Source organism: Dellaglioa sp. CoH-56-MRSF-11 (assembly GCF_056782135.1).
On sequence record NZ_JBXAYE010000007.1, the window covers coordinates 13,947 to 40,447 of the forward strand.

General features: G+C 33.7%; 28 protein-coding genes. 4 read left to right on the plus strand and 24 right to left on the minus strand.

The window, feature by feature from the left end; genetic code table 11:
- Positions 1-95 precede the first annotated feature (95 nt).
- Complete coding sequence (locus tag AC1RPT_RS07075) at positions 96-599, minus strand: VanZ family protein (RefSeq protein ID WP_481761822.1); 504 nt, start codon at positions 597-599, stop codon at positions 96-98.
- A 73-nt stretch (positions 600-672) separates the two neighbouring features.
- Positions 673-1,674, minus strand: a complete 1,002-nt coding sequence (ccpA, locus tag AC1RPT_RS07080; RefSeq protein ID WP_409022763.1) for a catabolite control protein A — start codon at positions 1,672-1,674, stop codon at positions 673-675.
- Between the two features lie 231 nt (positions 1,675-1,905).
- On the opposite strand from ccpA, the gene AC1RPT_RS07085 reads away from it, so the two are divergent.
- Positions 1,906-3,009, plus strand: coding sequence for a M24 family metallopeptidase (locus AC1RPT_RS07085; protein WP_481761823.1), 1,104 nt, complete (start codon positions 1,906-1,908; stop codon positions 3,007-3,009).
- 192 nt (positions 3,010-3,201) lie between these two features.
- Here the strand turns inward: AC1RPT_RS07085 and AC1RPT_RS07090 are convergent, their stop codons facing one another.
- Complete coding sequence (locus AC1RPT_RS07090; protein WP_409022765.1) at positions 3,202-3,711, minus strand: hypothetical protein; 510 nt, start codon at positions 3,709-3,711, stop codon at positions 3,202-3,204.
- 18 nt (positions 3,712-3,729) lie between these two features.
- A complete protein-coding gene (locus AC1RPT_RS07095; protein ID WP_481761824.1) occupies positions 3,730-4,128 on the minus strand; it encodes a DUF948 domain-containing protein in 399 nt (132 codons plus the stop codon).
- A 163-nt stretch (positions 4,129-4,291) separates the two neighbouring features.
- Between AC1RPT_RS07095 and AC1RPT_RS07100 the strand changes: the two genes are divergently transcribed.
- A complete protein-coding gene (locus AC1RPT_RS07100; protein ID WP_481761862.1) occupies positions 4,292-5,212 on the plus strand; it encodes a mechanosensitive ion channel family protein in 921 nt (306 codons plus the stop codon).
- A 38-nt stretch (positions 5,213-5,250) separates the two neighbouring features.
- On the opposite strand, the gene AC1RPT_RS07105 is transcribed toward AC1RPT_RS07100, so the two are convergent.
- Genes AC1RPT_RS07105 through cbpB form a run of 3 tightly spaced genes read right to left on the minus strand, consistent with a single transcriptional unit; the run spans position 5,251 to position 7,644 of the window.
- Positions 5,251-6,396, minus strand: coding sequence for an N-acetyldiaminopimelate deacetylase (locus tag AC1RPT_RS07105; protein WP_481761825.1), 1,146 nt, complete (start codon positions 6,394-6,396; stop codon positions 5,251-5,253).
- Between the two features lie 30 nt (positions 6,397-6,426).
- Positions 6,427-7,134: a 2,3,4,5-tetrahydropyridine-2,6-dicarboxylate N-acetyltransferase gene (gene dapD, locus AC1RPT_RS07110; RefSeq protein ID WP_481761826.1), complete on the minus strand. Its 708-nt coding sequence runs from the start codon at positions 7,132-7,134 to the stop codon at positions 6,427-6,429.
- Positions 7,135-7,161: 27 nt separating this feature from the next.
- Positions 7,162-7,644, minus strand: a complete 483-nt coding sequence (cbpB, locus tag AC1RPT_RS07115; protein WP_481761827.1) for a cyclic-di-AMP-binding protein CbpB — start codon at positions 7,642-7,644, stop codon at positions 7,162-7,164.
- A gap of 165 nt (positions 7,645-7,809) precedes the next feature.
- Between cbpB and AC1RPT_RS07120 the strand changes: the two genes are divergently transcribed.
- Entirely contained in the window at positions 7,810-8,547 is a 738-nt protein-coding gene (locus AC1RPT_RS07120; RefSeq protein ID WP_409022771.1) for an MIP/aquaporin family protein, read from the plus strand.
- Positions 8,548-8,595: 48 nt separating this feature from the next.
- Here the strand turns inward: AC1RPT_RS07120 and AC1RPT_RS07125 are convergent, their stop codons facing one another.
- Genes AC1RPT_RS07125 through racE form a run of 3 tightly spaced genes read right to left on the minus strand, consistent with a single transcriptional unit; the run spans position 8,596 to position 11,174 of the window.
- A complete protein-coding gene (locus AC1RPT_RS07125; RefSeq protein ID WP_481762414.1) occupies positions 8,596-9,120 on the minus strand; it encodes a YfcE family phosphodiesterase in 525 nt (174 codons plus the stop codon).
- A 1-nt stretch (position 9,121) separates the two neighbouring features.
- A complete protein-coding gene (locus AC1RPT_RS07130) occupies positions 9,122-10,363 on the minus strand; it encodes an XTP/dITP diphosphatase (protein WP_481761829.1) in 1,242 nt (413 codons plus the stop codon).
- Between the two features lies 1 nt (position 10,364).
- Positions 10,365-11,174, minus strand: coding sequence for a glutamate racemase (racE, locus tag AC1RPT_RS07135; RefSeq protein ID WP_481761830.1), 810 nt, complete (start codon positions 11,172-11,174; stop codon positions 10,365-10,367).
- 161 nt (positions 11,175-11,335) lie between these two features.
- On the opposite strand from racE, the gene AC1RPT_RS07140 reads away from it, so the two are divergent.
- Positions 11,336-11,824: a YslB family protein gene (locus AC1RPT_RS07140; protein ID WP_481761831.1), complete on the plus strand. Its 489-nt coding sequence runs from the start codon at positions 11,336-11,338 to the stop codon at positions 11,822-11,824.
- Between the two features lie 55 nt (positions 11,825-11,879).
- Here the strand turns inward: AC1RPT_RS07140 and trxA are convergent, their stop codons facing one another.
- The 14 genes from trxA to zwf all read right to left on the minus strand — a co-directional run bounded on the left by trxA (position 11,880) and on the right by zwf (position 26,337).
- Entirely contained in the window at positions 11,880-12,191 is a 312-nt protein-coding gene (gene trxA, locus AC1RPT_RS07145) for a thioredoxin (protein WP_409022776.1), read from the minus strand.
- 85 nt (positions 12,192-12,276) lie between these two features.
- Positions 12,277-14,634 (minus strand): endonuclease MutS2, encoded by a 2,358-nt coding sequence (locus AC1RPT_RS07150; RefSeq protein ID WP_481761832.1) that lies wholly within the window; start codon positions 14,632-14,634, stop codon positions 12,277-12,279.
- Between the two features lie 19 nt (positions 14,635-14,653).
- Positions 14,654-15,181 (minus strand): CvpA family protein, encoded by a 528-nt coding sequence (locus AC1RPT_RS07155; RefSeq protein ID WP_481761833.1) that lies wholly within the window; start codon positions 15,179-15,181, stop codon positions 14,654-14,656.
- Positions 15,182-15,185: 4 nt separating this feature from the next.
- Positions 15,186-15,440: a cell division protein ZapA gene (gene zapA / locus AC1RPT_RS07160; RefSeq protein ID WP_481761834.1), complete on the minus strand. Its 255-nt coding sequence runs from the start codon at positions 15,438-15,440 to the stop codon at positions 15,186-15,188.
- A gap of 145 nt (positions 15,441-15,585) precedes the next feature.
- Positions 15,586-15,879, minus strand: a complete 294-nt coding sequence (locus AC1RPT_RS07165) for a DUF1292 domain-containing protein (RefSeq protein ID WP_409022780.1) — start codon at positions 15,877-15,879, stop codon at positions 15,586-15,588.
- Positions 15,880-15,893: 14 nt separating this feature from the next.
- Complete coding sequence (gene ruvX, locus AC1RPT_RS07170; protein ID WP_409021430.1) at positions 15,894-16,328, minus strand: Holliday junction resolvase RuvX; 435 nt, start codon at positions 16,326-16,328, stop codon at positions 15,894-15,896.
- Positions 16,329-16,336: 8 nt separating this feature from the next.
- Positions 16,337-16,597 carry an IreB family regulatory phosphoprotein gene (locus AC1RPT_RS07175; RefSeq protein ID WP_481761835.1) on the minus strand — a complete coding sequence of 87 codons (261 nt, stop codon included), beginning with the start codon at positions 16,595-16,597 and terminating at the stop codon, positions 16,337-16,339.
- A gap of 147 nt (positions 16,598-16,744) precedes the next feature.
- Positions 16,745-19,402 carry an alanine--tRNA ligase gene (gene alaS, locus AC1RPT_RS07180; RefSeq protein ID WP_481761836.1) on the minus strand — a complete coding sequence of 886 codons (2,658 nt, stop codon included), beginning with the start codon at positions 19,400-19,402 and terminating at the stop codon, positions 16,745-16,747.
- A 275-nt stretch (positions 19,403-19,677) separates the two neighbouring features.
- Positions 19,678-21,003, minus strand: a complete 1,326-nt coding sequence (locus AC1RPT_RS07185) for a DEAD/DEAH box helicase (RefSeq protein ID WP_409021433.1) — start codon at positions 21,001-21,003, stop codon at positions 19,678-19,680.
- 1 nt (position 21,004) lies between these two features.
- Positions 21,005-21,958: a DHH family phosphoesterase gene (locus AC1RPT_RS07190; RefSeq protein WP_481761837.1), complete on the minus strand. Its 954-nt coding sequence runs from the start codon at positions 21,956-21,958 to the stop codon at positions 21,005-21,007.
- A gap of 15 nt (positions 21,959-21,973) precedes the next feature.
- A complete protein-coding gene (locus AC1RPT_RS07195; RefSeq protein ID WP_481761838.1) occupies positions 21,974-22,654 on the minus strand; it encodes a metal-dependent hydrolase in 681 nt (226 codons plus the stop codon).
- Positions 22,655-22,711: 57 nt separating this feature from the next.
- On the minus strand, positions 22,712-23,854 hold the full coding sequence (dinB, locus tag AC1RPT_RS07200; RefSeq protein ID WP_481761839.1) for a DNA polymerase IV: 1,143 nt from the start codon (positions 23,852-23,854) through the stop codon (positions 22,712-22,714).
- Between the two features lie 137 nt (positions 23,855-23,991).
- Positions 23,992-24,702, minus strand: coding sequence for a B3/B4 domain-containing protein (locus tag AC1RPT_RS07205; RefSeq protein ID WP_481761840.1), 711 nt, complete (start codon positions 24,700-24,702; stop codon positions 23,992-23,994).
- 147 nt (positions 24,703-24,849) lie between these two features.
- Positions 24,850-26,337, minus strand: coding sequence for a glucose-6-phosphate dehydrogenase (gene zwf / locus AC1RPT_RS07210; RefSeq protein ID WP_481761841.1), 1,488 nt, complete (start codon positions 26,335-26,337; stop codon positions 24,850-24,852).
- Between the last annotated feature and the right edge of the window lie 164 nt (positions 26,338-26,501).

The following is a 26,501-nucleotide window of genomic DNA, read 5'->3' on the forward strand; positions in this document are numbered from 1 at the left end:
TTTCCGAAATGTTTCTGAATTTTTACTTTTAACCGTTTATTATGATATCAAAATAATAGCTTAATATCAACCTTCTTCACGAGAATAGGACTGAACTAGTTTTCTTTAGCTTTTTTGTGCCGATAGTACATTAAAATTAATATCGTCAAAATTACACCTGTTGTTGCACCAATTGTATCAAGTAAAACATCTTGGATTAAGGGCGTTCTGCCACCTGTAAAACTTTGGTGAATTTCATCAAGTCCTGCATATAGCGCTGCACAAGCAACTGCAATAAGCCCACTGTAACGCCAATACTTAATTTTATTTTTCACTCCCAAGAATATGAAGCTAGCCATAAAGAAATATGTCATAAAATGAGCAGTTTTACGGATGAAAAACTCAACTAATTTAAAATAACCAACATGGTTAAAACTTTCATCTGCTCCAGCATAACTAAATGAAATATGTGACAACATACTTTCAAATGGTTTACCAGCTAAATACTTTTCTAAAAAAGGAATAGATGTCTGCTGCTTGTACGTTTCCGAAGAACTAATAAACAGAATTACAATAATTAATAAGGCTAAAACAAAGTAAATATTATTTTTATTTTTCATAAAATTTCCCATCCAAGTATAATAAAAACTTGATTTTCCAAATATAATTTAGAAAACCAAGTTTTTTATTATATTATTTTGTTGAAGAACGCTTAATTAAGCCATATGGTAATTGGATTGTTTTTTCACTAACTTCTTCTTTATCCATTAATTTTGTTAATAATCTCATAGATACAGCCCCTAAATCGTATAAAGGTTGTGTTATTGAAGATAATTTGGGTCTAACAATCTCAGTCAATTTTGAATCATTACTTGTAATAATTTCAAAATCTTCGGGTACACTCAAACCAGCATCTCGAGCACCATTCAAAACACCAACAGCTAATTCATCATCACCAACAAAAGCAGCAGTTGCATGACTTGAAGAAATTGCTGGCCATAAGGTTTCGCCAGCTCGATATGAATAATCTGTTTCAAAAATTAAGTCTTGATCAAATTTTATTCCGGCTTTTTCAAGAGCTAATTTATAGCCTTTTAGTCGGTATTCGCCATTAATGGGTTCATCCATTGAACCTGAAACAAATGCAATACGTTTATTGCCATTATTAATTAGATCCGTTACTGATTCCATTACAGCTGCAATATAATCAATATTAACACTACCTAATTCTCCAGTAGGATCAACTGAACCTGAAAGGACAACTGGTGTACGACTTCTCTTAAGTTCAGCACGTAATTCATCAGTAATTTGATTTCCCATAAAAATAATACCATCAACTTGTTTAGCTAATAATGTATTTAATACTTGCACTTCTTTTTGACCATTTTGATCAGAGTTAGCTAAAATAATATTATATTTATACATTGTTGCAACATCATCAATTCCACGAGCTAATGATGAAAAGTAAATATTAGTTACATCGGGAATAATAACCCCAACTGTTGTCGTTTTCTTACTTGCCAATCCTCTAGCAACAGCATTAGGTCTGTAATCAAGTCGATCAATAACTTCCAAAACTTTTTTTCTTGTTGCAGGTTTAACGTTAGGGTTACCGTTAACCACACGTGAAACAGTTGCCATTGAAACAGCTGCTTCTCTTGCTACGTCATAAATTGTAATTGTTTGTTTATCCATTAGTATTATTTCCTCTCATTACTTAAATATCAAGTTTTCATTCCGTTTTCAAGCACTAGAATAATTTAGCAAATTTTTAAGACAATTGCAAGCGTTTTTACCTTATTTTCATGAAAATAATTTTTATATTATGAAAATTTCAATTTTTAATTGTTATGAAAATTTCAATATTTAATTGTTATGTCTTACTTATGCTATAATACAGTATACTATTGTAAAGGGAGAGATTTCATGTCACATATTGCATCTTTACAACAATGGCTTGCCAATAATGGTACTGACATTGCTTATATCAACGATCCAATGAGTATTCAATATTTTACCGGTTTTGAAAGTGATCCTATTGAGCGCGTTTTAGCTCTCTTTGTATTTCCTGATCAAGACCCATTTTTATTCACACCCGCTCTTGAAGTCGAAGCTGCCAAAGATACCGGCTGGAAATATCCCGTTTATGGTTATCTTGATCACGAAGATGCTTTCGCAATCATACAAAGTGAAATAAATAAACGTAAAAATTCACCAAAGAAATGGGCTATTGAAAAAGGCAGCCTAACAGTTGAAAGATATGATGCTATTAGTCGTATCTTCCCAAGTGCTGAATTTGTAGCTGATGCAACAAGCTTTATCGAAACACTTAAAGTAATTAAAACACCAGACGAAATTGAAAAATTAAAAATTGCTGGAAAATGGGCAGATGTTGCTTTTGAAGTTGGCTTTAACGCTCTTCAAGAAGGCAGAACTGAACAAGATGTTGTTGCAGAAATTGAATATGCAATGATGAAAAAAGGAATCATGCATATGAGCTTTGACACTATTGTTCAAAGTGGAAAAAATGCCGCTGAACCTCATGGATTTGCAAAAAAGGATCTTATCCAATCAAATGCTTTAACATTATTTGATTTAGGTGTTATCTCAGATGGTTATATTTCAGATGCTAGTCGTACTGTAGCATTCGGTAAACCAAATGAAAAAGCATTAGAAATTCACAAAGTTTGTCTTGAAGCGCAATTAAAAGCGCAATCTGCTGCTAAACCAGGTATGATTGCGGAAGATTTAGATAAAATTGCTCGTGATGTCATCGTCAAGGCTGGTTATGGTGACTACTTTATTCATCGCCTTGGTCATGGTATGGGACAAAGTGAACATGAATTCCCTTCAATTATGGAAGGAAATAAAATGGAACTTAAACCAGGTATGTGTTTCTCAATAGAACCTGGTATTTACATTCCAGGCGTTGCTGGCGTTCGTATTGAAGACTGCATTTATCTAACTGAAAACGGTAATGAACCATTTACAGTTACACCAAAAACATTAAAAACAATTGAACTACACTAATAAAAATAAAAACCCCTAAAGTTAGAAAACTTTAGGGGTTTTTATTTTTAAATATTCCATAAACTACGAGTCTTAACTAAAATAATAGGTAACCATATGCTACTCCTTTTCGAACAACATGTGGTTACCTATTATTTTAAAGTTAATTAATTCAAATAGTTCGCATTAAAAATTGTGGTACTCATTTTACTTTTATTTTTCGCCTGTCCATCCATCTGGATAAATTGTTTCAGCTTTGCCTTCTGCAGCATCAGCATCTTTAGCTTCGCCAAAAGCACTCTTGCTATCAACATAGATGTCTTCTTCAGCTAAGTCTGAAAACTCATCTGTTAAATCAGTCATTTGTTCAAATATATCGTCTGATTCCATAGCTAATTTGTTTTTCAAATCGTTCTTTGCATTAATTAATGCATCTTTAGCATTAACATACGCATCCTGGCTCATTAATAATTCACTTTTTTCAGAAAATTTATCACTTAGATTATTTTTCATTTCATCAAAATCAACCATTTTATCTTTTAAATCAATACTAGCGTCTTCAGCGTAAGCCTTATACTCTAACACGCGATCACGTACATCTAAAGCTTTTTCTTCCAAATGTTCTTTAATATCTTGTTTCGTTTTTTCAGAAATTAATTTAGAAGCTGTATACGCGGCAACCCCACCTGTAACTACCAATCCTAATAAAAATTTTTTTGACATAACAAACCCCTCCTTGTTTTAAACTTTTCTATTTTTATAAAAACTAAATGCCTTTTTACCAACATTAATGAAAGCTGAAGAATCTTTAGCCCTCTTTGACGTCGCTGAAACGTGTGTCATTAATCCTCGACTTGCATCATTCAAATCAGACACACTTTCACTCAAATCAGCAACAGCCTGAAATAAAGGATCAATTGTTGCTACTTTACCATTTACATCGTCTAATAAAATATTTGATTTTACGAGTATATTCTCAACTTCATTTGATAAGCCATCAACATCGCTGGTAATAGATGAAATACTTTTATTCACTTCTCCGAGTGTTCTCATCATTCTCATAAGAACGAAAATAATGAATAGGACTAAGACCGCGAAAGCAACAGCGGCAATTAATCCTGCAATTTGTCCACCTGTCATAATAATTCCTCCTATTTACTTACGTACATTAATTCAAAATCTACTTATAGGATAGCATTCGAACCTAAAAACTGCAATTGATAACATACGACAGTTTTGTATTTAAATTACACATTAGCCCACATGTTTGCTATGATGATATCAATAAATTAATTTAGGGGTGATCGCCATTTTAAACAATCTTTTTTTAGAGCATTTCACAAAGGACAATTTACTTTTAGGGACATTACTAAAAACCGTTACAAAACAAAGTACTTTCCTTTCACGTTACATAGCTCATATCGATTGGGATGCCATTATTAGTAACCTAGTTGAACTAGTTTTTTCTCTTGTTTTCTTTTCTTTTCTATTTATCCTTATAAATTGGATTGGAAAAAAAATCATTCGTCGGACATTTAATCAATATCGAGGATCCGATAGATATTCAACAAATAGAGTTGAAACAATCAATTCACTAACATCAAATATTTTTCACTATATTATGTTATTTTTTTATCTTTACGCTATTCTGTCGGTGCTCGGTGTTCCCGTTGGTACCTTAATTGCAGGTGCCGGAATCTTAAGTGTTGCTTTAGGTCTTGGCGCACAAGGATTCGTAACTGATGTCGTCACTGGATTCTTTATTCTTTTAGAACAACAATTCGATGTTGGAGATATCGTTAGAATTGATTCAATTGAGGGTCCTATCGTGGCTGTCGGCCTACGTACGACTCAAATTGAAGACTATGATGGTATTTTGCATTTTGTCCCAAATAGAAATATCACAATTGTCAGTAATTTATCTCGCAATAATATGCGAGCAGTTATCGATATCCGAATTGATGTCACTGACGATGTGGATAAAATCACCCATATTGTACAGAACGTTAATGAAAAGTTAGTCCCACTTCATCCCGAAATTAAAGATGGACCAAATATTTTAGGTCTAGTTGATCTTGGCAAAGGAAATTTGGTCTTTAGAGTCGTTGTGTTCACTTTAAATGGTGAACAGGCATCTACTCAACGGACATTTCTTGCCGGTTATCTAACGGCTTTAAATGATGCTCAAATACATGTCTTAAACTCACCTATCTCACTTAACTAAAAAATGACTCAATTATGAAATCATAATTGAGTCATTTTTTAGTTTCTTATTTGTTGATCTCTATCTGTCAAAAAATGGACCATTGCAAGAACACCTGCATCAATTGCAGCTTCTTTAGGCGCCAAAAATTCAGAATGTAGCGAGTAAGGACTATCTACACCCAACCAAAACATTGTTCCAGGTATTTTAGACAATAAAAATCCAAAATCTTCTCCCGTCATTGCAGGTTGTGTTTCAACAAATGAAACTTCTGGATCGTTTTTCATAAATCGAATAAAGTTTTCAGTCCTGCTATCATCATTTTCAACAGGTAGATAACCACCTTGAATGAGGTTTAATTCTACTTCGCAATCGTACATTAATGCGATACCCTCACAAATTGTTTTAACACGTTTTTGAATCAATAAATTCATTTCTTGTGTTAACGCACGAATTGTTCCATTAATCTGTGCTTCACCAGCAATAACATTACCAGTCGTTCCAGCAGTAAATTGACCCAACGTAACAACTCCAGATTGTATTGGATCGACATTTCGACTGATAATCGTTTGTAATTGCGTGACCAACTGTGCACCAGCAACTACCATGTCATTAGCCTGATGTGGGTATGCAGCATGTCCACTTTTTCCGGCTAGGTGTGCATGAATTTCACACGTACCTGCGAACAAAGTGCCTAATCGAGTTCCAATTGTTCCAGCAGGTAATTGTGGATTATCATGGAATGCATAAATTTCATCAGGCATCCACTCATCTAATAATCCACTCTCATAGAGTCGCTTACCACCACTGGCATTTTCTTCTGCTGGTTGAAAGATAAAAGTCATATTTACTGTTGGTTGATTTTCAGAAAAGTAATTTAGAATTCCGAGCGCAACCGTCATATGAATATCATGCCCACAAGCATGCATTCTACCTTCATTCCGTGATGAAAATGGCAGTCCTGTCTTTTCAGTAACAGGTAGTCCGTCAATATCAGTCCGATATCCAATTGTATACCCGCCAATAGAACCAACTACTCGAACTAAAATACCAGTTTCAACTGTTTTAATTACTATAAAACTTTGATTAAATTTTGAAATTAAGTTCAGTAGATAGGCTTGAGTTTCAAATTCTTCTAATCCAATTTCCGGAATTTGGTGTAAGTCCCGTCTGATTTTAATTAGTTCTTCAGTTGTTAAACTCATTTCTATCTGTTCCCTCGTTTCAATTTATTTCTAGATATTACGTAACTCTGCTAAAATTTCTGTTTTATCTTTTGTTTTATCATCGATATCTTTAACTTTTTTTGCGGGCATCCCTACGACTACCGTATAAGGTGCAACATCTTTAGTAACAACAGCTCCAGCACCAACAACGGCACCTTTACCAACACGAACGCCTTCAAGCACGACAACATTTCCACCAATTAAAACGTCATCTTCAATAATAACAGGTGTTGCTGAAGGTGGTTCGACAACCCCAGCAAGTACTGTTCCAGCACCAATATGACAATTATCTCCAACAATTGCACGACCACCTAAAACAGCACCCATATCAATCATTGTTCCCTTACCAATTTCAGCACCAATATTAATGATAGCGCCCATCATGATAACAGCGTTATCGCCAATTAAAACTTGATCGCGAATAACTGCACCTGGTTCAATACGTGCATTAATCTTTTTTAAATCTAATAACGGAACAGCTGAATTACGAGTTTCATTTTCAATATGAGAACTTACAATTTTTGAATTTTCATTTAGGAAAGGTTCAATATCTGCCCAATCACCAAATAAAACGCCAGCTTTATCATTTAAGTAGTCTTCTATCGTATCTGGTACATCGATTTCAACTAAATCCCCTTTAATATATACCTTAACGGGTGTTTTCTTTTTTGAAGTGCTAATAAAATTAATAATTTCGTGTGCATCTAAATTTGCCATCATCATTCTCCTAATATTTCATATTATTTATTTTCTTTCTTTAGTTTCAATATCTTGAACTATATACTCTTTTTCAAATTCATGAGCAATATGATTCATACTTTTCATAAGCTCACGACGTGTCACGATACCTGTAAAACTGCCCTCAGAAGAAACAACTGATAAAAAGGGATGGTCCACAAGTAAGTGCAAAACATTCTCAATATCGTAAGGATCTTGAATAGTGGGAATATCAGTTTCCATAACATCTTTAACACGAACTTCGTGTAATCGGCTGACATCCAATTCATCTAATCCTAACATTGTCTCAGTAATCATAGACAAGGATAACAATCCTTTAAACTTATAATCATTATCTAAAACGGGAATTTTAGCATAATGAACTTTTGTTAAAACCAATAGTGCGTGATCCAGGAAGTTATTTTCTTGTACATTAGCAACAATTTCAGCTGGAATTAAAAAGTGTTCCTGGTTTTCGGATAACATTTTTTCAATAGACTTAGCTATCATTCAATAGGTCCTCCTTCCAAACTTTTAGAACAACTCCTATTTTATAATAAATTGAACGCAGACACTAATTTTTTTTAAAAATCGAGCCAATTATTAATAAATATTTACATTTGTTCGCAATATTGGTAACATAATAAATATTGCGAACAAAAATAGGAGGATACAATGGATTATACATTAACAACAAGATTAGCTGCAGAATTTATTGGTACAGCAATTATGGTTATTTTAGGTAATGGTTCGGTGGCCAATGTCGAACTTGGGCATACAAAAGGACATGGTAGTGATTGGGCTTTAATCGCCTTCGGTTATGGATTCGGTGTTATGATTCCCGCCTTAATCTTTGGTAGTATTTCAGCAAATCATATTAATCCAGCTTTCACTTTAGGATTAGCTTTTTCTGGTTTGTTCCCATGGGGTGAAGTACTTCCCTACATGACAGTACAATTTTTAGGTGCATTCGTTGGACAAGCTATTGTTGTTGCAGCCTACAAACCTTACTATGATCAAACAACTGATCCTGAACGTATTTTAGGTACTTTCTCAACTATTGATGCCGCTCAAAGTAAATTAAATGGTTTTATTAATGAATTTGTTGGTACTTTCATTTTGATATTTGGCGCCATTGGTATTACAAAAGCACCATTTTTCTCCGATAACCTCGGAACAGCTCATCTCGGATTAGGTTTCTTAGTCCTTGTATTAGTTGCATCATTGGGTGGCGCAACTGGCCCAGCCCTAAACCCAGCTCGTGATCTTGCTCCACGTTTACTACATCAACTATTACCTCTTAAAAATAAAGGTAACTCACAATGGGATTATAGTTGGGTCCCAGTCGTTGCACCAATTGCAGCCGGCATTTGTGCCGTTTTCCTATACAAATCACTTTTTATGCTAGCTTAAATTTTAAAAACCTCTAAACGATAAAATTCGTTTAGAGGTTTTTTTTCGCTATTTACGTTTAAACTCGCAAGTTAATTCTGGTATTAATTTATGCTGTCTAGTGAAATATGAGACGTGAACATTTTTTTCGTTTGCTTCTACTATCGCATATGTTCCACCAATCCCTTGATACATCCCTCTAGGAAGACTAATGCTCCCAGGATTTAAAATTAATACGCCATCGTCAGTCATCTCACATCCTAATTCATGAGTATGTCCAAAAAATACGAATTTAGCATGATTAGCCTTAGCTTTTAATTCAAGTGTGAACAGTCCTGTTTTAACGTTAGTCAGATGCCCGTGAGAGAGATAGATAGTTTCCCCGCTCACAATTTCAACTAATTCTTCTGGAAAATTCATATCAAAATCCATGTTTCCTAGGACACCATCAAATTTATTAAAAAGCGGATCATTTGCTTCTAATTCTGAATCGCCACAATGAAAAAATACATCAACTTGATTTTTATTATGTACTAAAATAGATTCTAATATATCACGATCTCCATGACTATCACTCACAACTAAGCACTTCATCTTATTTTTCCCACCAATCATTAAAATTTGACATTAACTTGACGGTTGCACGACCGCGATGACTAATTTTATTTTTTTCTACTTCAGTCAGTTCAGCCATAGACTTATATAATTCAGGTACATAAAAAAGTGAGTCATAACCAAATCCGTTATCTCCACGTGGTATACCCAAAATTTCTCCAGCCACTTCACCGTCTACAACTAGTGACTCGTTACCAGGTTTTGCAAAAACTAACGTTGTATGGAAATTTGCAGTCCTTTTGTCTTTCGGCACGTCAGTCATTTCATGTAATAATTTCGCATTATTCGCAGCGTCATTATGGTCCTCAGCAAAACGAGCAGAAAATATACCTGGTCGACCATCTAAGGCGTCCACCATTAAACCAGAATCATCTGCTAAAACAGGTAATTGTGTTAATTGTGAAATTGTTTCTGCCTTTAATCTTGCATTCTCTTCAAATGTTTTCCCAGTTTCTTCAACATCTGGTAATTCAGGATAGTCCAACAACGTAGTAACTTTAAATCCTAGTGGATTAAAAAAACGTTTAAATTCAGTCGCTTTTCCTTCATTTTTAGTTGCAATTAAAATCACATCTTTTTGATTCTCAATATGTTCATTTTGAATTAAAATGGTTTTCTTCTGCGAATTACCCATTAATTCTGATAATCCTGACATTGCTCCACCTAAAAGTTGCGTTAATTTGTCACCAAGTAAATCAGCATTAGATTTTTCAAAATTCAATTGTAAAAAAGCCCCTGATTCATTTTGAACAATTAATAAATGACTATCGGCTGTTTCCTCTTCTTCACTTGTTAAATCAGCAAATAACTCATCATGAATGAAACCAACATTAATCGCTGAAAATGGTTTTAATTTTTGACCGTTACTCTTTAACAATAAATTTTGAATTGCTACATAACTCGCATTAATAACTGTTGCAATAATATCCCCATCAGCTTGCATGATTTGTACTTGTAAATTAAATCCAGTATCTTTTAATGTTTCTGCCAAGGCCGTCTTAAGCGATGATAAAATCAATTCAATTTTGACATTGCTTTGAGCACTCAACCACTGATTAACGTCTACTTTCAATTCACCAATGTTATCTGTTTCGTTAACTAAAATTGTTACCTTAGTCAAGCCCAACTGGTATTCAATCGCACTATCGACTTCCTTAAGACTTAATTTTGTAATTGAGACTGGTCTAACTTCTAAATTATCTCGATTCTCATTTTTACGCATGTTAGTCTCCCTGTCCTAAATGAATTGTTTTAGAATTTATATTTTCTAATCCTAACCAACCTGATGCAATTTCGTTAAAATCATTCGCATCACCCGTCGTAAAAAATTCATGTTCAATTTTTGCTTCACTTTTAGCCGCAATATTAAAATAATCTAAGATAGTTGAAACATCGTTAACTGTTTCAGCTCCTGAATCAATCAACGTTACTTTATCACCAACCGCATTTTGAATAAAAGGTCTGAGTAATGGATAGTGAGTACAGCCCATGACTAGTGTATCAATGTTTTTATCATCAAAAAAAGCTAACGTTTCATTAACAACTCGTTCAGCGATTTCTGATTCGTATTGATCACTCTCGACAATTGGGACGAACTTTGGACAAGGTAAGCTCGTCACAAATAAATTAGGATTTTTTTCATGTAACGTATTACTATATGCGCTACTTTTAATCGTACCTTCCGTCCCAATAACGCCTACTCTTTGGTTTTTAGATGACTTAATTGCCGCTCTACTTCCTGGTTTTATAACACCAATCACTGGGATTGCTAATTTTTCTCGTAAATCATCCAAGGCAGCAGCCGTTGCTGTATTACAAGCAATCACTAACATTTTTATCCCTTTACTTAACAAAAAAGATGTCATATCCCAAGTGAATTCTAAAACTTGTTCTGAGGGCCGAGGTCCATATGGCATTCTAGCTGTATCACCTAAATAGTATATTTTTTCGTTTGGTAATTGTTTAAGTGCTTCTTTTACAACTGTTAATCCACCAACACCTGAATCAATAAATCCAATTGCTTGATTATTCATTTTCTAACCTCTTTTTCGATTACTTATCAATCTTAATTATGACTTGTCTTTACTCAAAATTCAAGTCTAGTCATTTAACATTAATTTATGAAAAATCAATATCATCTAATCTTAAATAACGGTATAATACTTGTATATTATATATCCAGAGGGAGATCCATATGAAACCAAATTTGATTGAAAATTTATTATCAGCTGACAACAATGATACATTCGCATATGAACTTATTCGCGATAGTTTAATACCAGAAGTAATTGGTACGGATACAACAATTTTATACTGGGTTGGTAAAAAAATGGCCCGTAATGCTAACCTCGCTAATATTGCAGACCTTATTACCTTTTTTGAAAAGGCAAATTGGGGTACTCTTGAAGTGGTTAAAGAAAAAAAAGACAAGCAAACTTGGTTACTATCTGGTAATATTGTTACCTTCAGACAGAATCAGATTAAGTCTGCTGATTTTAACCTAGAAGCTGGGTTTATTGCTGAAACTATCCAAATTCAAAGTGGTTTCACATCAGAAACAATAATTGAAAATCAAAATAATAAATCCGGTGTTTCAATTATTGTTCAAACTGATTTAAAAGATCCTAATATGACAGAACCAACTGACCAATTTCACTTCAAAGTACCAACTGAAACTGAATAATTATCGAATAGATAATTAAAAAGAGCTGACTTTAAAAGTCAGCTCTTTTTAATTACTAAATATATTGTGCTAAAACTTCTTTAACCTGATCTTTTGAATGATAACCGACGATTGTATCAACAACTTCGCCATCTTTTTTAATCATTAAAGTTGGAATACTCATGATACCAAAAGATTGTGCTGTTGCTGGATTTTGATCAATATCCATTTTAGAAAATTTTACTTTATCGCCCATTTCTTGTTCTAAATCTTCAATAGCTGGCGATTGCATACGACAAGGACCACACCATGTTGCCCAAAAATCTGTCAATGTTACACCTGAATCTGTTACTTTTTCAAATTCTTTATCTGTAATTGCTTGTACCATTTGAATTCCCCCTTTTATTATTTATGTGACCATCATATCAAAGAAAATAATACCACGCCACATTTTTGCTTACAAAAAGTAAACGTTACTTGAATTCTACGATAGTTGCGCCATTTCCACCAGCATTGGGTGCTGCAAATTCAAATGACTTAACATGACGATTTGATTTCAAATAATCTGTTATTCCAGTTCTTAAGGCTCCAGTCCCTTTACCATGAACAATAGTAACAGAAGCATATCCAGCAAGTAAAACAGAATCAATATACTGATCAACTTGGCTCATTGCATCATCATAGCGCTGTCCACGAAGATCAAGCGATGTTGAAACGCTTGTTGAAGCCGCATTTTTAAAAATGGTTCTATCCTTTTTATCATTCTCGATATGAACTTTTTGAAGGTCGTTTTCATTAATTTTCATTTTTAGAATACCAAGTTGAACTTCCCACTCTGTCTTACTCATTTTTTTAACTAAAACACCTTGTTGACCATAAGTTTTAACTAAGACATCGTCGTTCACATGGAATTCTTGTTTATTTTTAGCTCGTTGTAGGACCTTATTTTTCTTCAAAGCATTTGTTGGTTGATGCATTTGTGATAATTGTGATTTTGCATCAATTAATTCATGTTCTTTAACAGCTTGTCCTTGAAGCATCTGCATTTGGCGAATTTCTTTTATTATTTTATCTGCATTTATTTCTGCTTCTGCCACGATTTCATTAGCTTTTCCCTTAGCCTTATCCGTCATTGACTCTCTTTGCGCAACAAACTCGGCATACTGTTTAGCTAGGTCATCATGTAATTTCGTTGAATCTTCTAGTTGTGCTTTTAATGCCAGTGTCTCATCTTCTGCCTTTTTTCGCTTACTCATTAAGTCAGAAATCATTTCATTCAAATCTTGGCTATCTTGATTGGTCAAGTTTTGCGCTTGATCAACAACATTTGACGCTAACCCAATTTTACGAGAAATATCAAACGCATTACTACGACCAGGTATTCCAATTAATAATCGATAAGTTGGTTGTAACGTTTCACTATCAAATTCCATACTAGCATTAATTGTTCCAGCACGATTAAACCCATACGCTTTTAATTCGGGATAATGTGTTGTAGCAACTGTATAACTACCTTTTTCTCCAACAGCATCAAGAATTGCAATCGCCAAAGCTGCACCTTCTTGTGGATCCGTTCCAGCTCCTAATTCATCAAATAAAACTAATGAATGTTCGTTAATATTAGCTAAAATAGAAACGATATTAGTCATATGAGCAGAAAATGTACTTAAGCTCTGTTCAATCGATTGTTCATCCCCAATATCTGCAAAGATATCTTCAAAAATACCAATACGACTACCTTCATTTGTTGGAATATTTAAACCTGATTGTCCCATCATCTGAATTAAGCCTAATGTTTTTAACGTAATTGTTTTACCACCGGTATTAGGTCCCGTAACAACAATTGCTTGATAATCTTTTCCTAACATAATATCGTTAGCAACTACTTTTTTACTATCCAATAAAGGATGACGTGCTTGTCTTAAAAAAATGTCATTTTCAACACTAATTGCTGGTTCAGTTGCTTTAATTGAGCTTGCATATTGTGCCTTTGCATTAACAAAATCGAAATGTCCTAAAATATAAGCATTTTCTAAAATTTCTGCTGTAAAAGGTGCAACTAATTCAGATAACTCTGCCAAAATACGACGTTCTTCATCTGCTTGAGCAAGTTGCTGTTCGCGTAAATGATTATTCATCTCGACAATTGCTTGCGGTTCAATAAATAAGGTCTGTCCTGTTGCACTTTGGTCATGAACAGCGCCACCAAATTGACCACGATATTCTGCCTTAACAGGGATAACGTAACGTTCATTTCTAATTGTAATTAATGTTTCACTTAAATATTTAGCACTTTTACCACGCGTAAATTCTTGTAGTTTAGCTCTAATGGCACTTTCCGAGCGTAAAATATTTTGTCGAATATTATGCAATACTGGTGAAGCCTCATCAGTAATGTGACCATCATTTTCAATTGACTGATTCAACCTACGATTAATTTCAGGTAGATTTTCAAGCTTTTCTATCCATTCAAATAATCTCGTTAATTCAATTTCAGAATCTGCTAAATCTTTAAAAAATAATTTAACCTCATTAGTCGTTCGTAGTACACGACCAACAGCAGATAGCTCTTTACCATTCAAAGAAGCTCCCATATCTAACCGTTTCATATGTGGCTTAACGTTGACTAATTGTGGTAAAGGAATGCCACCGCGGAGTCGCAATATCTTCACAGCATCTTGTGTTTCGTCTAAATCCTTTTGGATTTTTTCGAGATTAGTCATCGGCTCTAATGCCTTAACTTCTTCTTGTCCAGATTCAGTAGATATAAATGTTTGAATTTGTTGTTTAACTTTTTGATATTCTAATGTCTTTAATCCTTTTTCGTTCATACTTTAATTCTCCTAACATTTAATCTGTAGATGATGTATTTGTAATGAACATCTTTTTAGCTATTGTTGGCGTATCTGTTAGTATTTTTTGAGCAACCGTCGATTCTAAAACAGCTTCATTAACTTTTTGATTAGGCCAAGCCGACAAAATAATTAACCCAATAAAAATAAAAACAAACATCAGTATAACCGATAGAACCCCACCAATTAGTGAATTCACCTGATGAATAACTGGTAATTTTGTAACAGAATTTATTACTCTAATAATACCTCTAATGAGTATACCGCCAACCACAAATAAAGCCGCAAATACAATCATCGAATAAAAGTTAGTCTGAAGATGGTTCGTAATAGATGTCTTATCAGTTTCCATAATTTTAGGGAAACGTTCTCCCAACCAAATAGTAACAGGATTTGTTAAAACTTTAGCAAATAAATAGATAGCGATAAATCCTACAATTCTCAAAAGCGTTAATACTAATCCTTTTCTATAACCGTTAAAAAATGACACAATTAATAAAAAGATAACAATTAAAGAAACTGTCATAATATTACTCCTTTACTTGTGTTTCACCATTAATTTCATTTAATTTTTCTTGTAATTTAATTTGATCTGAAACTGCGTTGATAGCTACTAATATCGCTACTTGTTCATCATCTATTTCAGGTAGCATGTCCTTCACTGATTGAAATTCATTTTTCACCAATGTTGCTACGGCGTCCATGTGTGTGTCTGATTCTGATCCAATAATTGTATACACTTTTTTACCGATTTTAGTCTTATATCTATTCTTTTGATTTTCCAATGAACACCCTCCTTACATTTAATCATTTAAAAATAATTTTACCACGAATTGATCAAAAGAGATATGTGTATCATAGTCCATAATATATAATTTAAAACAAAATAAAAAAGTTAAACCAATTTGGCTCAACTTTTTAAATAATCTTCTATTGCATACTTTCATCTGAAAGGAAGGTATTCAATACTTCTTCTACCATATCCCATTCATCATCGTCTTCGATTGGTTCTAAATCACTTTCAGTTGCTTCACCATTCTCATTAGGACTAAATGAGTAAGCTTGAATTTCAACCTCTTCATCAGCTTCTGAGCCAAGTGGATAAAGCATAATATATGATTTATTGTAATCATCAGATTCAAAGGTAAACAGAACTTCAAAAAGTGTTTCATTACCGTTATCATCTACTAATGTAATCTGTTGGTTTTCTTCTTCATTATTCATATTGTGACCTCACTTTATTCTTTAGTTAATTTGCCTTTACCATCTAAATAATTCTGTAAAATTAGGCTTGCAGCAAGTTTATCAATAACTTTTTTTCTTTTTTTTCTTGATGTATCGGCCTGTTCAACAAGCATACGTTCTGCCTCAACAGTTGTCAACCGTTCATCTTGAAAATCAATTGGCAAGCCAAAAGTTTCAACTAATAACTCGCCGTACTTTTGCGCAGCTTCAGCACGAGGGCCTAATGAGTTGTTCATATTTTTGGGTAAGCCGAGTACAAAGCCAGTTACTTCATACTCTGTAACCAATTCTTTGACACGTTCAATACCAAAGTCACTTCTGTCTTCATTAATACGAATAATTTCAACGCCTTGGGCAGTCCATCCTAATAAATCGCTCATTGAAACGCCGACCGTTCTTGAACCAATATCCAAGCCCATTAATCTCATTTAATTTCCTACTTTTCTTCTGTATTTAAGTAATTTTTAACTAACTCTTCAACAATTTCATCGCGTTCATATTTTCTAATTAAATTACGTGCGTCATTAAATCTAGGAATATAAGCAGGATCGCCCGATAACAAATAGCCAACAATCTGGTTAATAGGGTTGTACCCTTTTTCTTCTAATGATTGGTAAACAGTTACCAATGTATCGTGGACATCTTTTTTATTATTTTCGTCAAAATTAAAGAACATTGTTTTATCTAATGAACTCATAACGTGGCACCCCCATCAATTTATTAACCTAGCTCTATTCTACTAAAAAAAGGACCATTCGACAATCAAAACAAGCTGATGTAATCAAGCCGTAATATAATAAAGAGTATTTATCTATTTATTATTAGATAAATACTCCTTTAATTATTATTTGGTTTGATTATTTAACCAATTTGCTGCTTCTTTGATTGCATCAGCTAAACCTGCTGGATTTTTACCACCTGCTTGAGCTAAGTCTGGTCGGCCACCGCCACCACCGCCAACAAGTGGCGCAATCGTCTTAATTAAATCGCCCGCTTTTAATCCTGATTTAATGCCATCAGCACTAACTGCCGTAATTAAATTAACTTTACCGTCATCACTTGTTGTTCCAATAGCCAAAACATCTGATAATTCTTGGGTTTTCCATTGGTCAGCCAATTGACGTAATTGAGACATCCCTGAAACTGAAACTTTTGCTGCAATTAACGTTTTACCATTAATTTCTTGTTTATTTTTGAAAACATCCCCAGCTTGTTGGCTAGCAATTTTATCTTCAAATGCTTGAATTTGTTGTTCACTTACTTTTAATGCACTTTGTAATTGTTCAATTTTATTTGAAACTTCTACGACTTTATTTACTTTTACTTGTTGTGCTACTGTTTCTAAGAGTTCGTTACGTCCGTTTAAGAAATCAAAAGCTTCTTTAGAAGTTACTGCTTCAATACGACGAACGCCGGCACCAACACCTGATTCAGAAATAATTTTAAATAAGCCGATTTCACTCGTATTTGAAACGTGCGTACCACCACAGAATTCAATTGAATAATCGCCAATTTTCACAACCCGCACAATTTTTCCATATTTTTCTGAGAATAAAGCAATGGCACCCATATTTTTAGCAGAATCAATATCTGTTTCAACAGTTTCAACAGCTAACTCAGCCCAAATCTTATCGTTAACAATCTTTTCAACTTGTTTTAACTGTTTCTCTGAAACGGAACCAATATTTGTAAAATCAAACCGTAGATAAGTGGGTTCGACTAATGACCCAGCTTGATGTGTATGTTCGCCCAGAACATCTCGCAATGCTTGATCAAGTAAATGTGTCGCCGTATGATTTTTTTCAACTTTTTTATGGAAATCTTGATTAATTTCTAGTGTCACTAATTGGTCTTTTTTCATTGCTGCAAGAACTTTAATGGCGTGTAAATTTTGTCCATTAGGTGCATGTTGAACTTCTTCAACTTCAGCAATAACATTGCCTTCTGTATCTTTGATAGTTCCTTTATCAGCAACTTGTCCACCCATTTCAGCGTAAAATGGTGTTTTTGAAAAAATAACTTGAGCGTTATCACCTGGTTTTATGTTATCTACTAACTCGTTATCCACAATTAAATCAACCACTTTGGCGTCATCCACATTAGCTTGTGTATAACCAACATATTCACTAATTGTTTTAATATCTGTTAACATCCCATTTTGAACACCCATTGATTTAGCATTACTACGTGCAGCACGAGCACGATCCTTCTGCTGTTGCATTTCAGCGTTAAACCCTACTTGATCTACAGATAATCCTTCATCTTCGGCATATTCTTTCGTTAATTCAAATGGAAAACCATAAGTATCGTACAATTTAAAGACACCAGCACCAGTTAGCTCTACTTTATTTTCTTTTTTAGTCGTTAAAATAAGATTATTTAATAACTGTAATCCATCTTTTAATGTTTCATTAAATCGTTCTTCTTCAGAACGAACAATTTTAGAAATATACTCTGATTGTTCTAAAACTTCCGGATAATAATCCTTCATAATATTACCAACAACAGGTACAAGTTGCGTTAAAAATGATCCTTCTATCCCTAATTTTTGTCCATGCATCACTGCACGACGAATTAATCGACGAATAACATAGCCACGTCCTTCATTAGAAGGTAAAGCGCCATCACCAATGGCAAATGAAATTGCACGCGCATGATCTGCAATAACCTTAAATGAAATATCATCTTGGGCATTATCATCATATTTTTTATTATTACTCATTTTTTCAGTTGCATCAATTAAGGGTAAGAATAAATCTGTTTCAAAATTAGTTTTTGCATTTTGGAAAATCGAAACAACACGTTCTAAACCCATCCCCGTATCAATATTTTGATGAGGTAGTGGTTCATAGTTATTTTCAGGTGTGTGATTAAATTCAGAGAACACGATATTCCAAACTTCTAGATAACGTTCATTTTCGCCACCAGGATAATTTTCGTCATCATCCTCAGCTAAGTTATTAAAACTTTGTCCACGATCATAAAAAATTTCTGTATCAGGTCCACTAGGTCCTTGTCCAATATCCCAAAAGTTATCTTCTACTTCTACTAGATGATCCTTTGGTAACTTAACTTCTTCTAACCAGATACGTTTTGCTTCCAAATCTTTTGGGTAAACAGTAACGTATAGTTTTTCAGCATCAAATGCGAACCATTTTTCACTTGTTAATAATTCCCAAGCCCAATTAATTGCTTCTGGTTTAAAATAATCCCCAATTGAGAAATTACCCAACATTTCGAATAACGTATGATGACGTGCTGTCTTACCAACATTCTCGATATCATTCGTACGAATACTTTTTTGGGCATTCGTAATTCTAGGATTTTCTGGTACAACTGATCCATCAAAATATTTTTTTAAAGTTGCAACACCGGAATTAATCCACAGTAATGTGGGATCATCCACAGGTAGTAATGAGGCACTAGGTTCAATTGTATGGCCTTTTTCTTTAAAGAAATCTAAATACATTTGGCGTATTTCAGTACTTGTCATTTTTTTCATAAGTGTGACTTCCCTTCTATTTTTAAGCAAAAAACACCGCTGCGAGTAAGGACGCTTATAGCGCGGTACCACCTTACTTGCAACGATGTTTTAGTCGTTTACCTCTTAAACTCGATAACGTTGAGTGGACGTCATTCTATTAATACTTAACACAAGGCAGCTTTTTTAAATAATCATTTCTCTCAGCAAATGAAATGTTTCTGTTAGGCTATTTAAATTTATCCCTGTTTCTAATAAAAATTATATTGAAATCGACTCAAATTGTCAAATTAAGCTTACGACTCTTTACGATTTTGTTTTCTGTTAACGCGACGATCCATTTGATCTTTACGTTTAATTGCTTTTTGAATCTTTTTCTTATATCCAGGTTTACGTTTTTTCTTCTCTTTTTTAACCATTCCTTTGATTACTGGAGCTAAAGGATCTTTGGTTTGTTTACGATTTTCACGGCGATTACGATCATAAGAATCAACGATTTCACCTTTTTTAATATCTTTAGGTGCAAATTTAATCCCCATTGCTTCTAACTCAGCAATTTTATTTTCTTCATTTGGTTCATATAACGTCATCGCAATACCACTCAAACCGTTACGACCAGTACGTCCAACACGATGAATGAAGAATTCTAAATCATTTGGAATATCATCATTGATGACATGTGAAACACCCTCAATATCAATTCCACGCGCTGCCAAATCAGTTGCGACAACATATTGAAAATCTAAATTTTGAACTTCTTTCATGACACGTTTTCGTTCACGAGCTGGCACATCACCATGAATTTTAGCAACTTTTAAATTCTTACCACGTAAATACTCAACAATTTCATCAACACGTGTTTTTGTATTTGCAAAAATAAGTGCGATATATGGTTGTCCCATCGTAATTAATTGATAAATAACTTCATTACGATCATGACCCTTCGTTGGAATAATCCAGTTTTCAATCGTATCACTAATAACTGATTTAGCTGCAATTTCTTCAACTACTGGGTTCTTCATGTATTTCTTTAAAAATGGTTGTAATTTTTGTGGAATAGTTGCTGAAAACACCATCATTTGAAGATCAGAAGGTAATGCAGATGCAATTTGATCAGTTTCTTTCAAAAACCCTAAATCAAGTGTCATATCTGCTTCATCTACAACTAAAGTTGATGCATTATGAATATCTAAAGCGTTACTGCTCATTAAATCAGCAATACGTCCAGGTGTCCCAATGACAATTTGTGGTTGTCTTCTACTTAATTTATCGATTTGACGCTGTTTATCTGTCCCACCAACATAATTTTGAATATGAATAGGTTCGGGACTAAATTCTGCCAATTGCTTAGCAGCTTCATAAATTTGGTAAGCAAGTTCACGACTTGGTGTCGTAATAACTGCTTGAACCGTATTATTTGAAGGATCAAGTTGATTAAAGATTGGTAATAGGAAAGTATGTGTTTTACCACTACCCGTTTGTGATTGACCTACAACGCTTTTACCCTTTAAAACAACTGGTATTAAGCGTTGTTGAACTTCTGTTGGTACATTAAAATGAATTGCTTCAATCGCTTTTAAAAGATACGATTTCAATCCAAAATTTTTAAAATTTTCTGGCATTTTATTCTCCCGTATATGTCTTAGCTAAATCATCAAGTGATTTAACTATTTCTTCGTACTCTGCTTGGTCTTTAGCTCTTGCACCACTGGCCATGGGATGTCCACCACCATCATGCTCTTTTGCTAACTGATTGATTACAGGACCTTTTGATCGTAATCGAACGCGATAGCTACCATCCTTTTGCTGCACAAAAATTGCCCAACATTGAACTTCAATAATTTTACCTGGTAAAGGTACAATTTGAGATGAACCAGCATCGCCCAACTCTATTGAATCTAGATAGTCATGTGTCAATATGACATATGCTGCTTTATGTTCTGTAATAACTAAATTATCATATACATATCCTGATAACTTAGCGACACCTGCGGTAATATTGTCCATTTTTTGGTTTATTTTAGTAGTTGAAAAATGATAAGTCATTAATTCAGCAACCACTTGCATCGTATGTGCAGTTGTTGCTGAATACATGAATCGACCTGTATCGCCAACAATTCCGGCGTATAACATCCTAGCCGCATCATCAGTAACTACAAGTTCTCCACCAACGCCATCAACTAAATCCATAACTAATTCAGAACTACTTGATGCATTTGTTTTCACCCAAACTAAATCACCATAAACGTCTTCATTGGGATGATGATCCAATTTAATTAGGTAGGCACCACTTGTATATCGATCATCTTCAACTCTTGGACGATTAGCCGTATCAATCACGATGACGAGTGCATTATTATACGTCTCATCAGAAATTTCATCTTGGTCACTAATCCATACTAATCCAGCTGAGGGCGCACCAACTTGATAAACCTTTTTGTCAGGAAAACTAGCACGAATAATTGCTGCTAACCCCGATTGAGATCCAATTGCATCAGGGTCTGGACTTTGATGACGATGAATAATAATCGTATCAAATTGTTTAATTTTTTTTAAAATTTCTAACTCAATTTTCACTTAAATGACTCCTTCTTAGAACTCAAATGGAATATCAATCTCGGGAATAATCCCCACACCATCATTCAATAATTGAACAAATTCAACTGGATTTTGTTCAATTTTGGTAAACGTATTGTAATGAATTGGAACAACCTTTTTTGCCTGTACAAATTCAGCTGCAATTGCAGCATCTTCTAAACCCATTGTATAAGTATCACCAATCGGTAAAAATGCTAAATCAACAGGTTCCATATGATTAACTAACTTCATATCTGAAAATAAAGCCGTATCTCCTGCATGATACAAGACTTTCCCATCAATATGCAATTCAAACCCTGCAGCTACACCTAATGTTCTCGCTGTACCATCAATTACCAAGGCAGCAGTATGCCACGCGGGAATAAGTTTTACTGAACCGAAAGGTAATTTAAGCTGACCACCAAAATTTAAAGGCTCAACAATTAAACCCTCATCTTCAAAATAATTAGCTAGTTCATTGATTGTAACGACTTTAGCCCCTGATTTTTTTGCTAACTCAATTGTATCACCCACATGATCGTAGTGTGCATGCGTCACTAAAATATAATCTGGATTTAATTCGTCAATAGTCGTTTTAACTAACGGATTATCTTTAATGAATGGATCAATTAAGATCGTCAACTTATCGTCAGTAACAATTTGAATACTAGATTGTCCAAGCCATGTAATTTTCATGTTTAGTCTTCTTTCGTTTCCAAAGTTGCTCTTAAGTATAACGGTTATTGAGGCCAATTACAAAGGCTGTTTTGTGTCTTTTTTCCCAAATAATGGTAGTTTCATATTTTCAAAACCAATTGGTGCTAAATTTGTCATCGTTAATCCAAGTAACCTAATTCCCTTTTCTGCACCCAATATATCGTCAAAAATCTGTCGTCCATAAAAATAAATAGTTGCTGCATCATTACGAATAAATTCTTCCAATGTTAATCTTTTTGTTAGCGTCGTAAAATCCTGATAGCGAACTTTAATGACTAACGTTTTCCCATGTTTTTGTTGTTTACTCAACGTTTCTGAAACTAAATGTGCAATATACCTAAGTTGTGTTTCAACTTCATCCGTTGTCATCAATAACTTCCCGTATGTTCGCTCGCTACCAATCGATTTTCTCTCTCTTTGCCACTCGACTGGACGATCATCAACACCTCGTACTCGTTTATATAAGAAGTACCCTAATTTACCAAATTGTTGAATTAATTCAACTTCAGATTTTTCTAATAATTCTTTTCCAGTAAGGATACCTTGATTAATCATTTTTGGTTCTGTTTTTTTTCCAACGCCTCTAAATTTACCAATTGGCAATTCAGATAAAAAAGGAATGACATCTTCTGGCAGAATTAATGTCATTCCAGCTGGTTTATTGTAATCGGACGCTAGTTTTGCTAAAAATTTATTATAAGAAACACCCGTTGAACAGGTTAAATGTAATTTTTGATAGATTTCTCTTTGAATCATGTGCGCTGCTTGAATAGCACTTTTAATTTCTTTTTTATTCTGTGTAATATCAAGATAGGCTTCATCAAATGCAATTGGCTCAATCATTTCTGTATATTCATGAAATATTTCATGAAGCTGTCTTGAAACTTCTTTATATAGTGTGAAATCAGGCGATTTAAAAATAGCTTTAGGACAAATTTCATAAGCTTCTTGGGCTGCCATAGCAGAATGGATACCTAATTTTCTTGCCTCATAATTTGCTGTAGCAACAACACCACGACCACCATTTTTTCTAGGATCCTGGGCAATAACTAATGGTTGTCCAATAAATTCAGGATGTTCACGCTCTTCAATTGACGCATAAAAAGCATCCATATCGACATGGATAATTTTTCTTTTTAATAAATTATCGTCTATTGTAATACCATTTAATTCAGCCATTAGTCCCACATCCTTTTCATGCAATTTTACACGAACGCACGTTCCTTTTCAAATTAATTGCTCTTTATTGTCCATTAAGATATAAAAATACCTCATTATCGTTAAACTTATGTTTAACAATTATGAGGTACTTCATATTATTCACCTATAACAGAATTATCCTTATTTAATTTAAAAATTTTACCTTCTACATTAAGATTATCTTTAATAGACTTTTGTAATTGTAACATTGCCTCATCAATAATTTCATTCTGTTCTTTATTGACAGATTCCATTACCATAACAGCATTTTTTGTATCATCTGTTAACATTGTTCTTTTACCATCTCGCCAATTTAAGCATCTGCAAACTGCTCCATCATCATCATAATATAAAACTTCACCAAGCAGAGCTGGTTCATTTTTATCATCACCTAAAGGATAAAAAGCTTCTCCACCTTTAGCAACACCTAAATGAAGATCTCCTTTGATAGCATCTGTATCTTCACCACCAACAGGTACACCATACTCTAATGAAATACTATTGTACAGGTCAACAAGCGGATTTATTGAACCCACACCTTTACCCTGATCAACTCGTTTAAGTAAAGCTTCAATTGATGAACGAGCACCTTTTTTCTTCTTAAAATTTTGGTATGCTTCACGCCAATTAGCCACGACTAAATTGTCTTTGAATGATTCATTTGTTAAATATTTTTGAGCTTTATCCCCAGCTTGTTCAAGCATGTTATCATAAAAATCGGTTTGATTTTCTTTAGGATGATTATCTATATCTTTTAAAAGCATAATATTAATTTGTGCATCTGGAAAGATGTTCCAAAAATCTTCATCTATAATAATTTTATTCATCATTACTCTCCTTATAAATTTATACTTTTATAATCGCTTTCGTACTATAATACTTCTGATATTTTGTCTATTAAAATAATATTTCCCTAAATAATTAAAATTATCATGCAAGAGTTACTTCAATTAATACCGAAGGATTAACGTTTTTTACTTTTTAGGATCGTATATCCAGTAATTACCATCATCCGTTAATAATTTATCTGAAGCCGTTGGACCCATCGATCCACTTAAATAGTTAGGGAATAACGTTTTATCATCATTATCGTTATGCCATGTCTCTAAAATCACATCGGCTACATTCCATGCCTTAGCAACTTCATTCCAATGAGCAAAATTAATTGCATTTCCATCTAACGCATCCAAAATTAACTTTTCGTATGCTTCTGGTGTTTTAGCTTTTGTTTCAGGTGAATTAACATAATCTAAATTCGTTTTATTCGTGTTAAAGCCTTGCCCAATTTCTTTAGTATTAATCGTCAATCTAAATCGTTCATCAGGTTCAACTGTAATTGTTAATACATCTTTACCTAAATGTTCATGTTCAGCACTTGTTCCAAAAATATTTTTTTCAACATTTTTAAAAACAATATTGATTTCAGTATTTTTCTCGACAAGACGTTTACCACTGCGAACATAAACTGGCACACCAGCCCAACGATCATTGTCAATCATTAAACGACCAGCAATAAATGTTTCAATCATTGAATCAGGTGAAATCTGTTTTTCCTCACGATAAGCCTTTTCGGTTCCTGCCTCATTTGCACCATATTGTCCACGAACAAAGTTTTTATTAACTTCATCAGGTTTTAAGATACGGATTGCTTTTAAAGCCTTTAATTTTTCTTTACGAATTTCTGATGCAACAAATTCTTTTGGCATGTCCATTGTTAATAATGAAACAACTTGCATAATGTGATTTTGGAACATATCACGCATAGCGCCACTCGTTTCATAGTACCCGCCACGTTCTTCAACACCTAATGACTCACTCAACGTTAATTGAATATTATCTATATACTTATTATTCCACAATGTTTGCGTAATAATATTACCAAAACGAATTGCTGGAATATTTTGAATCATTTCCTTACCTAGGTAATGATCAATTCTAAATATTTGATCTTCATCAAAAGTATTTGTAATTTCATCATTTAACTTTTTAGCACTTTCAAAATTGCGTCCAAAAGGTTTTTCAATAATTAAACGGTTGAATCCATTTTTAGTTACTAACTTTTGTGACCCTAAATGAGTCGCAATCGTACCAAAAAATTGAGGTGACATTGCTAAGTAGAACATACGGTTACCTTCAATTTGGTATTTTTCATCAAGTTTATCTGCTAATTTTTTTAAAGTTATATAATGTGCAACATCAGTCACATCATGTGATTGATAATAAAAATGTGATACGAAATCAGCAATTTTATTAGCATCATCGCTAACATTAACTAAAGATTCAGTAACAACGTTTTGATAAAAATCATCTGTCCAAGGACGTCTTGCAGTCCCAATTACAGCAAAGTTGGCATCTAAAAATCCTTTTTCAAATAGTTTGAAAAGAGATGGATACAATTTTCGCTTTGCTAAATCTCCGGTTCCACCAAAGATAATAAATAAGGCCTTTTGTTGAGTTTCCATTATTCCACACCACTCTCATTTTTGAGGTTTCAGTCCTCTTTATTAGTAAAATCAATAGTATAAGTTTACATTTTATTAGTAAAATAAACAAGAAAGTTGGTCTTAAACTAGACAATAAAAAAAGTATTAACTCTGATTAGCACAAAGTTAATACTTGAAAATAA

Coding starts and splice junctions, on each gene's coding strand:
- trxA (WP_409022776.1), bottom strand. CDS start 12,191: ATGGTACAAGCAATTACAGATAAAGAATTTGAAAAAGTAACAGATTCA.
- racE (WP_481761830.1), bottom strand. CDS start 11,174: ATGAATAATCAAGCAATTGGATTTATTGATTCAGGTGTTGGTGGATTA.
- cbpB (WP_481761827.1), bottom strand. CDS start 7,644: ATGATAGCTAAGTCTATTGAAAAAATGTTATCCGAAAACCAGGAACAC.
- AC1RPT_RS07195 (WP_481761838.1), bottom strand. CDS start 22,654: ATGAAAATTACATGGCTTGGACAATCTAGTATTCAAATTGTTACTGAC.
- AC1RPT_RS07125 (WP_481762414.1), bottom strand. CDS start 9,120: ATGAAGTGCTTAGTTGTGAGTGATAGTCATGGAGATCGTGATATATTA.
- AC1RPT_RS07185 (WP_409021433.1), bottom strand. CDS start 21,003: ATGCCAGAAAATTTTAAAAATTTTGGATTGAAATCGTATCTTTTAAAA.
- AC1RPT_RS07095 (WP_481761824.1), bottom strand. CDS start 4,128: ATGACAGGTGGACAAATTGCAGGATTAATTGCCGCTGTTGCTTTCGCG.
- AC1RPT_RS07130 (WP_481761829.1), bottom strand. CDS start 10,363: ATGCGTAAAAATGAGAATCGAGATAATTTAGAAGTTAGACCAGTCTCA.
- AC1RPT_RS07105 (WP_481761825.1), bottom strand. CDS start 6,396: ATGAGTTTAACAACTGAAGAACTAATTAAAATCAGACGGGACTTACAC.
- AC1RPT_RS07175 (WP_481761835.1), bottom strand. CDS start 16,597: ATGAGTTCATTAGATAAAACAATGTTCTTTAATTTTGACGAAAATAAT.
- zwf (WP_481761841.1), bottom strand. CDS start 26,337: ATGGAAACTCAACAAAAGGCCTTATTTATTATCTTTGGTGGAACCGGA.
- AC1RPT_RS07205 (WP_481761840.1), bottom strand. CDS start 24,702: ATGAATAAAATTATTATAGATGAAGATTTTTGGAACATCTTTCCAGAT.
- ccpA (WP_409022763.1), bottom strand. CDS start 1,674: ATGGATAAACAAACAATTACAATTTATGACGTAGCAAGAGAAGCAGCT.
- AC1RPT_RS07085 (WP_481761823.1), top strand. CDS start 1,906: ATGTCACATATTGCATCTTTACAACAATGGCTTGCCAATAATGGTACT.
- ruvX (WP_409021430.1), bottom strand. CDS start 16,328: ATGAGATTAATGGGCTTGGATATTGGTTCAAGAACGGTCGGCGTTTCA.
- AC1RPT_RS07140 (WP_481761831.1), top strand. CDS start 11,336: ATGAAACCAAATTTGATTGAAAATTTATTATCAGCTGACAACAATGAT.
- AC1RPT_RS07150 (WP_481761832.1), bottom strand. CDS start 14,634: ATGAACGAAAAAGGATTAAAGACATTAGAATATCAAAAAGTTAAACAA.
- AC1RPT_RS07120 (WP_409022771.1), top strand. CDS start 7,810: ATGGATTATACATTAACAACAAGATTAGCTGCAGAATTTATTGGTACA.
- alaS (WP_481761836.1), bottom strand. CDS start 19,402: ATGAAAAAAATGACAAGTACTGAAATACGCCAAATGTATTTAGATTTC.
- dapD (WP_481761826.1), bottom strand. CDS start 7,134: ATGGCAAATTTAGATGCACACGAAATTATTAATTTTATTAGCACTTCA.
- AC1RPT_RS07155 (WP_481761833.1), bottom strand. CDS start 15,181: ATGACAGTTTCTTTAATTGTTATCTTTTTATTAATTGTGTCATTTTTT.
- AC1RPT_RS07075 (WP_481761822.1), bottom strand. CDS start 599: ATGAAAAATAAAAATAATATTTACTTTGTTTTAGCCTTATTAATTATT.
- AC1RPT_RS07165 (WP_409022780.1), bottom strand. CDS start 15,879: ATGAATAATGAAGAAGAAAACCAACAGATTACATTAGTAGATGATAAC.
- dinB (WP_481761839.1), bottom strand. CDS start 23,854: ATGGCTGAATTAAATGGTATTACAATAGACGATAATTTATTAAAAAGA.
- AC1RPT_RS07090 (WP_409022765.1), bottom strand. CDS start 3,711: ATGTCAAAAAAATTTTTATTAGGATTGGTAGTTACAGGTGGGGTTGCC.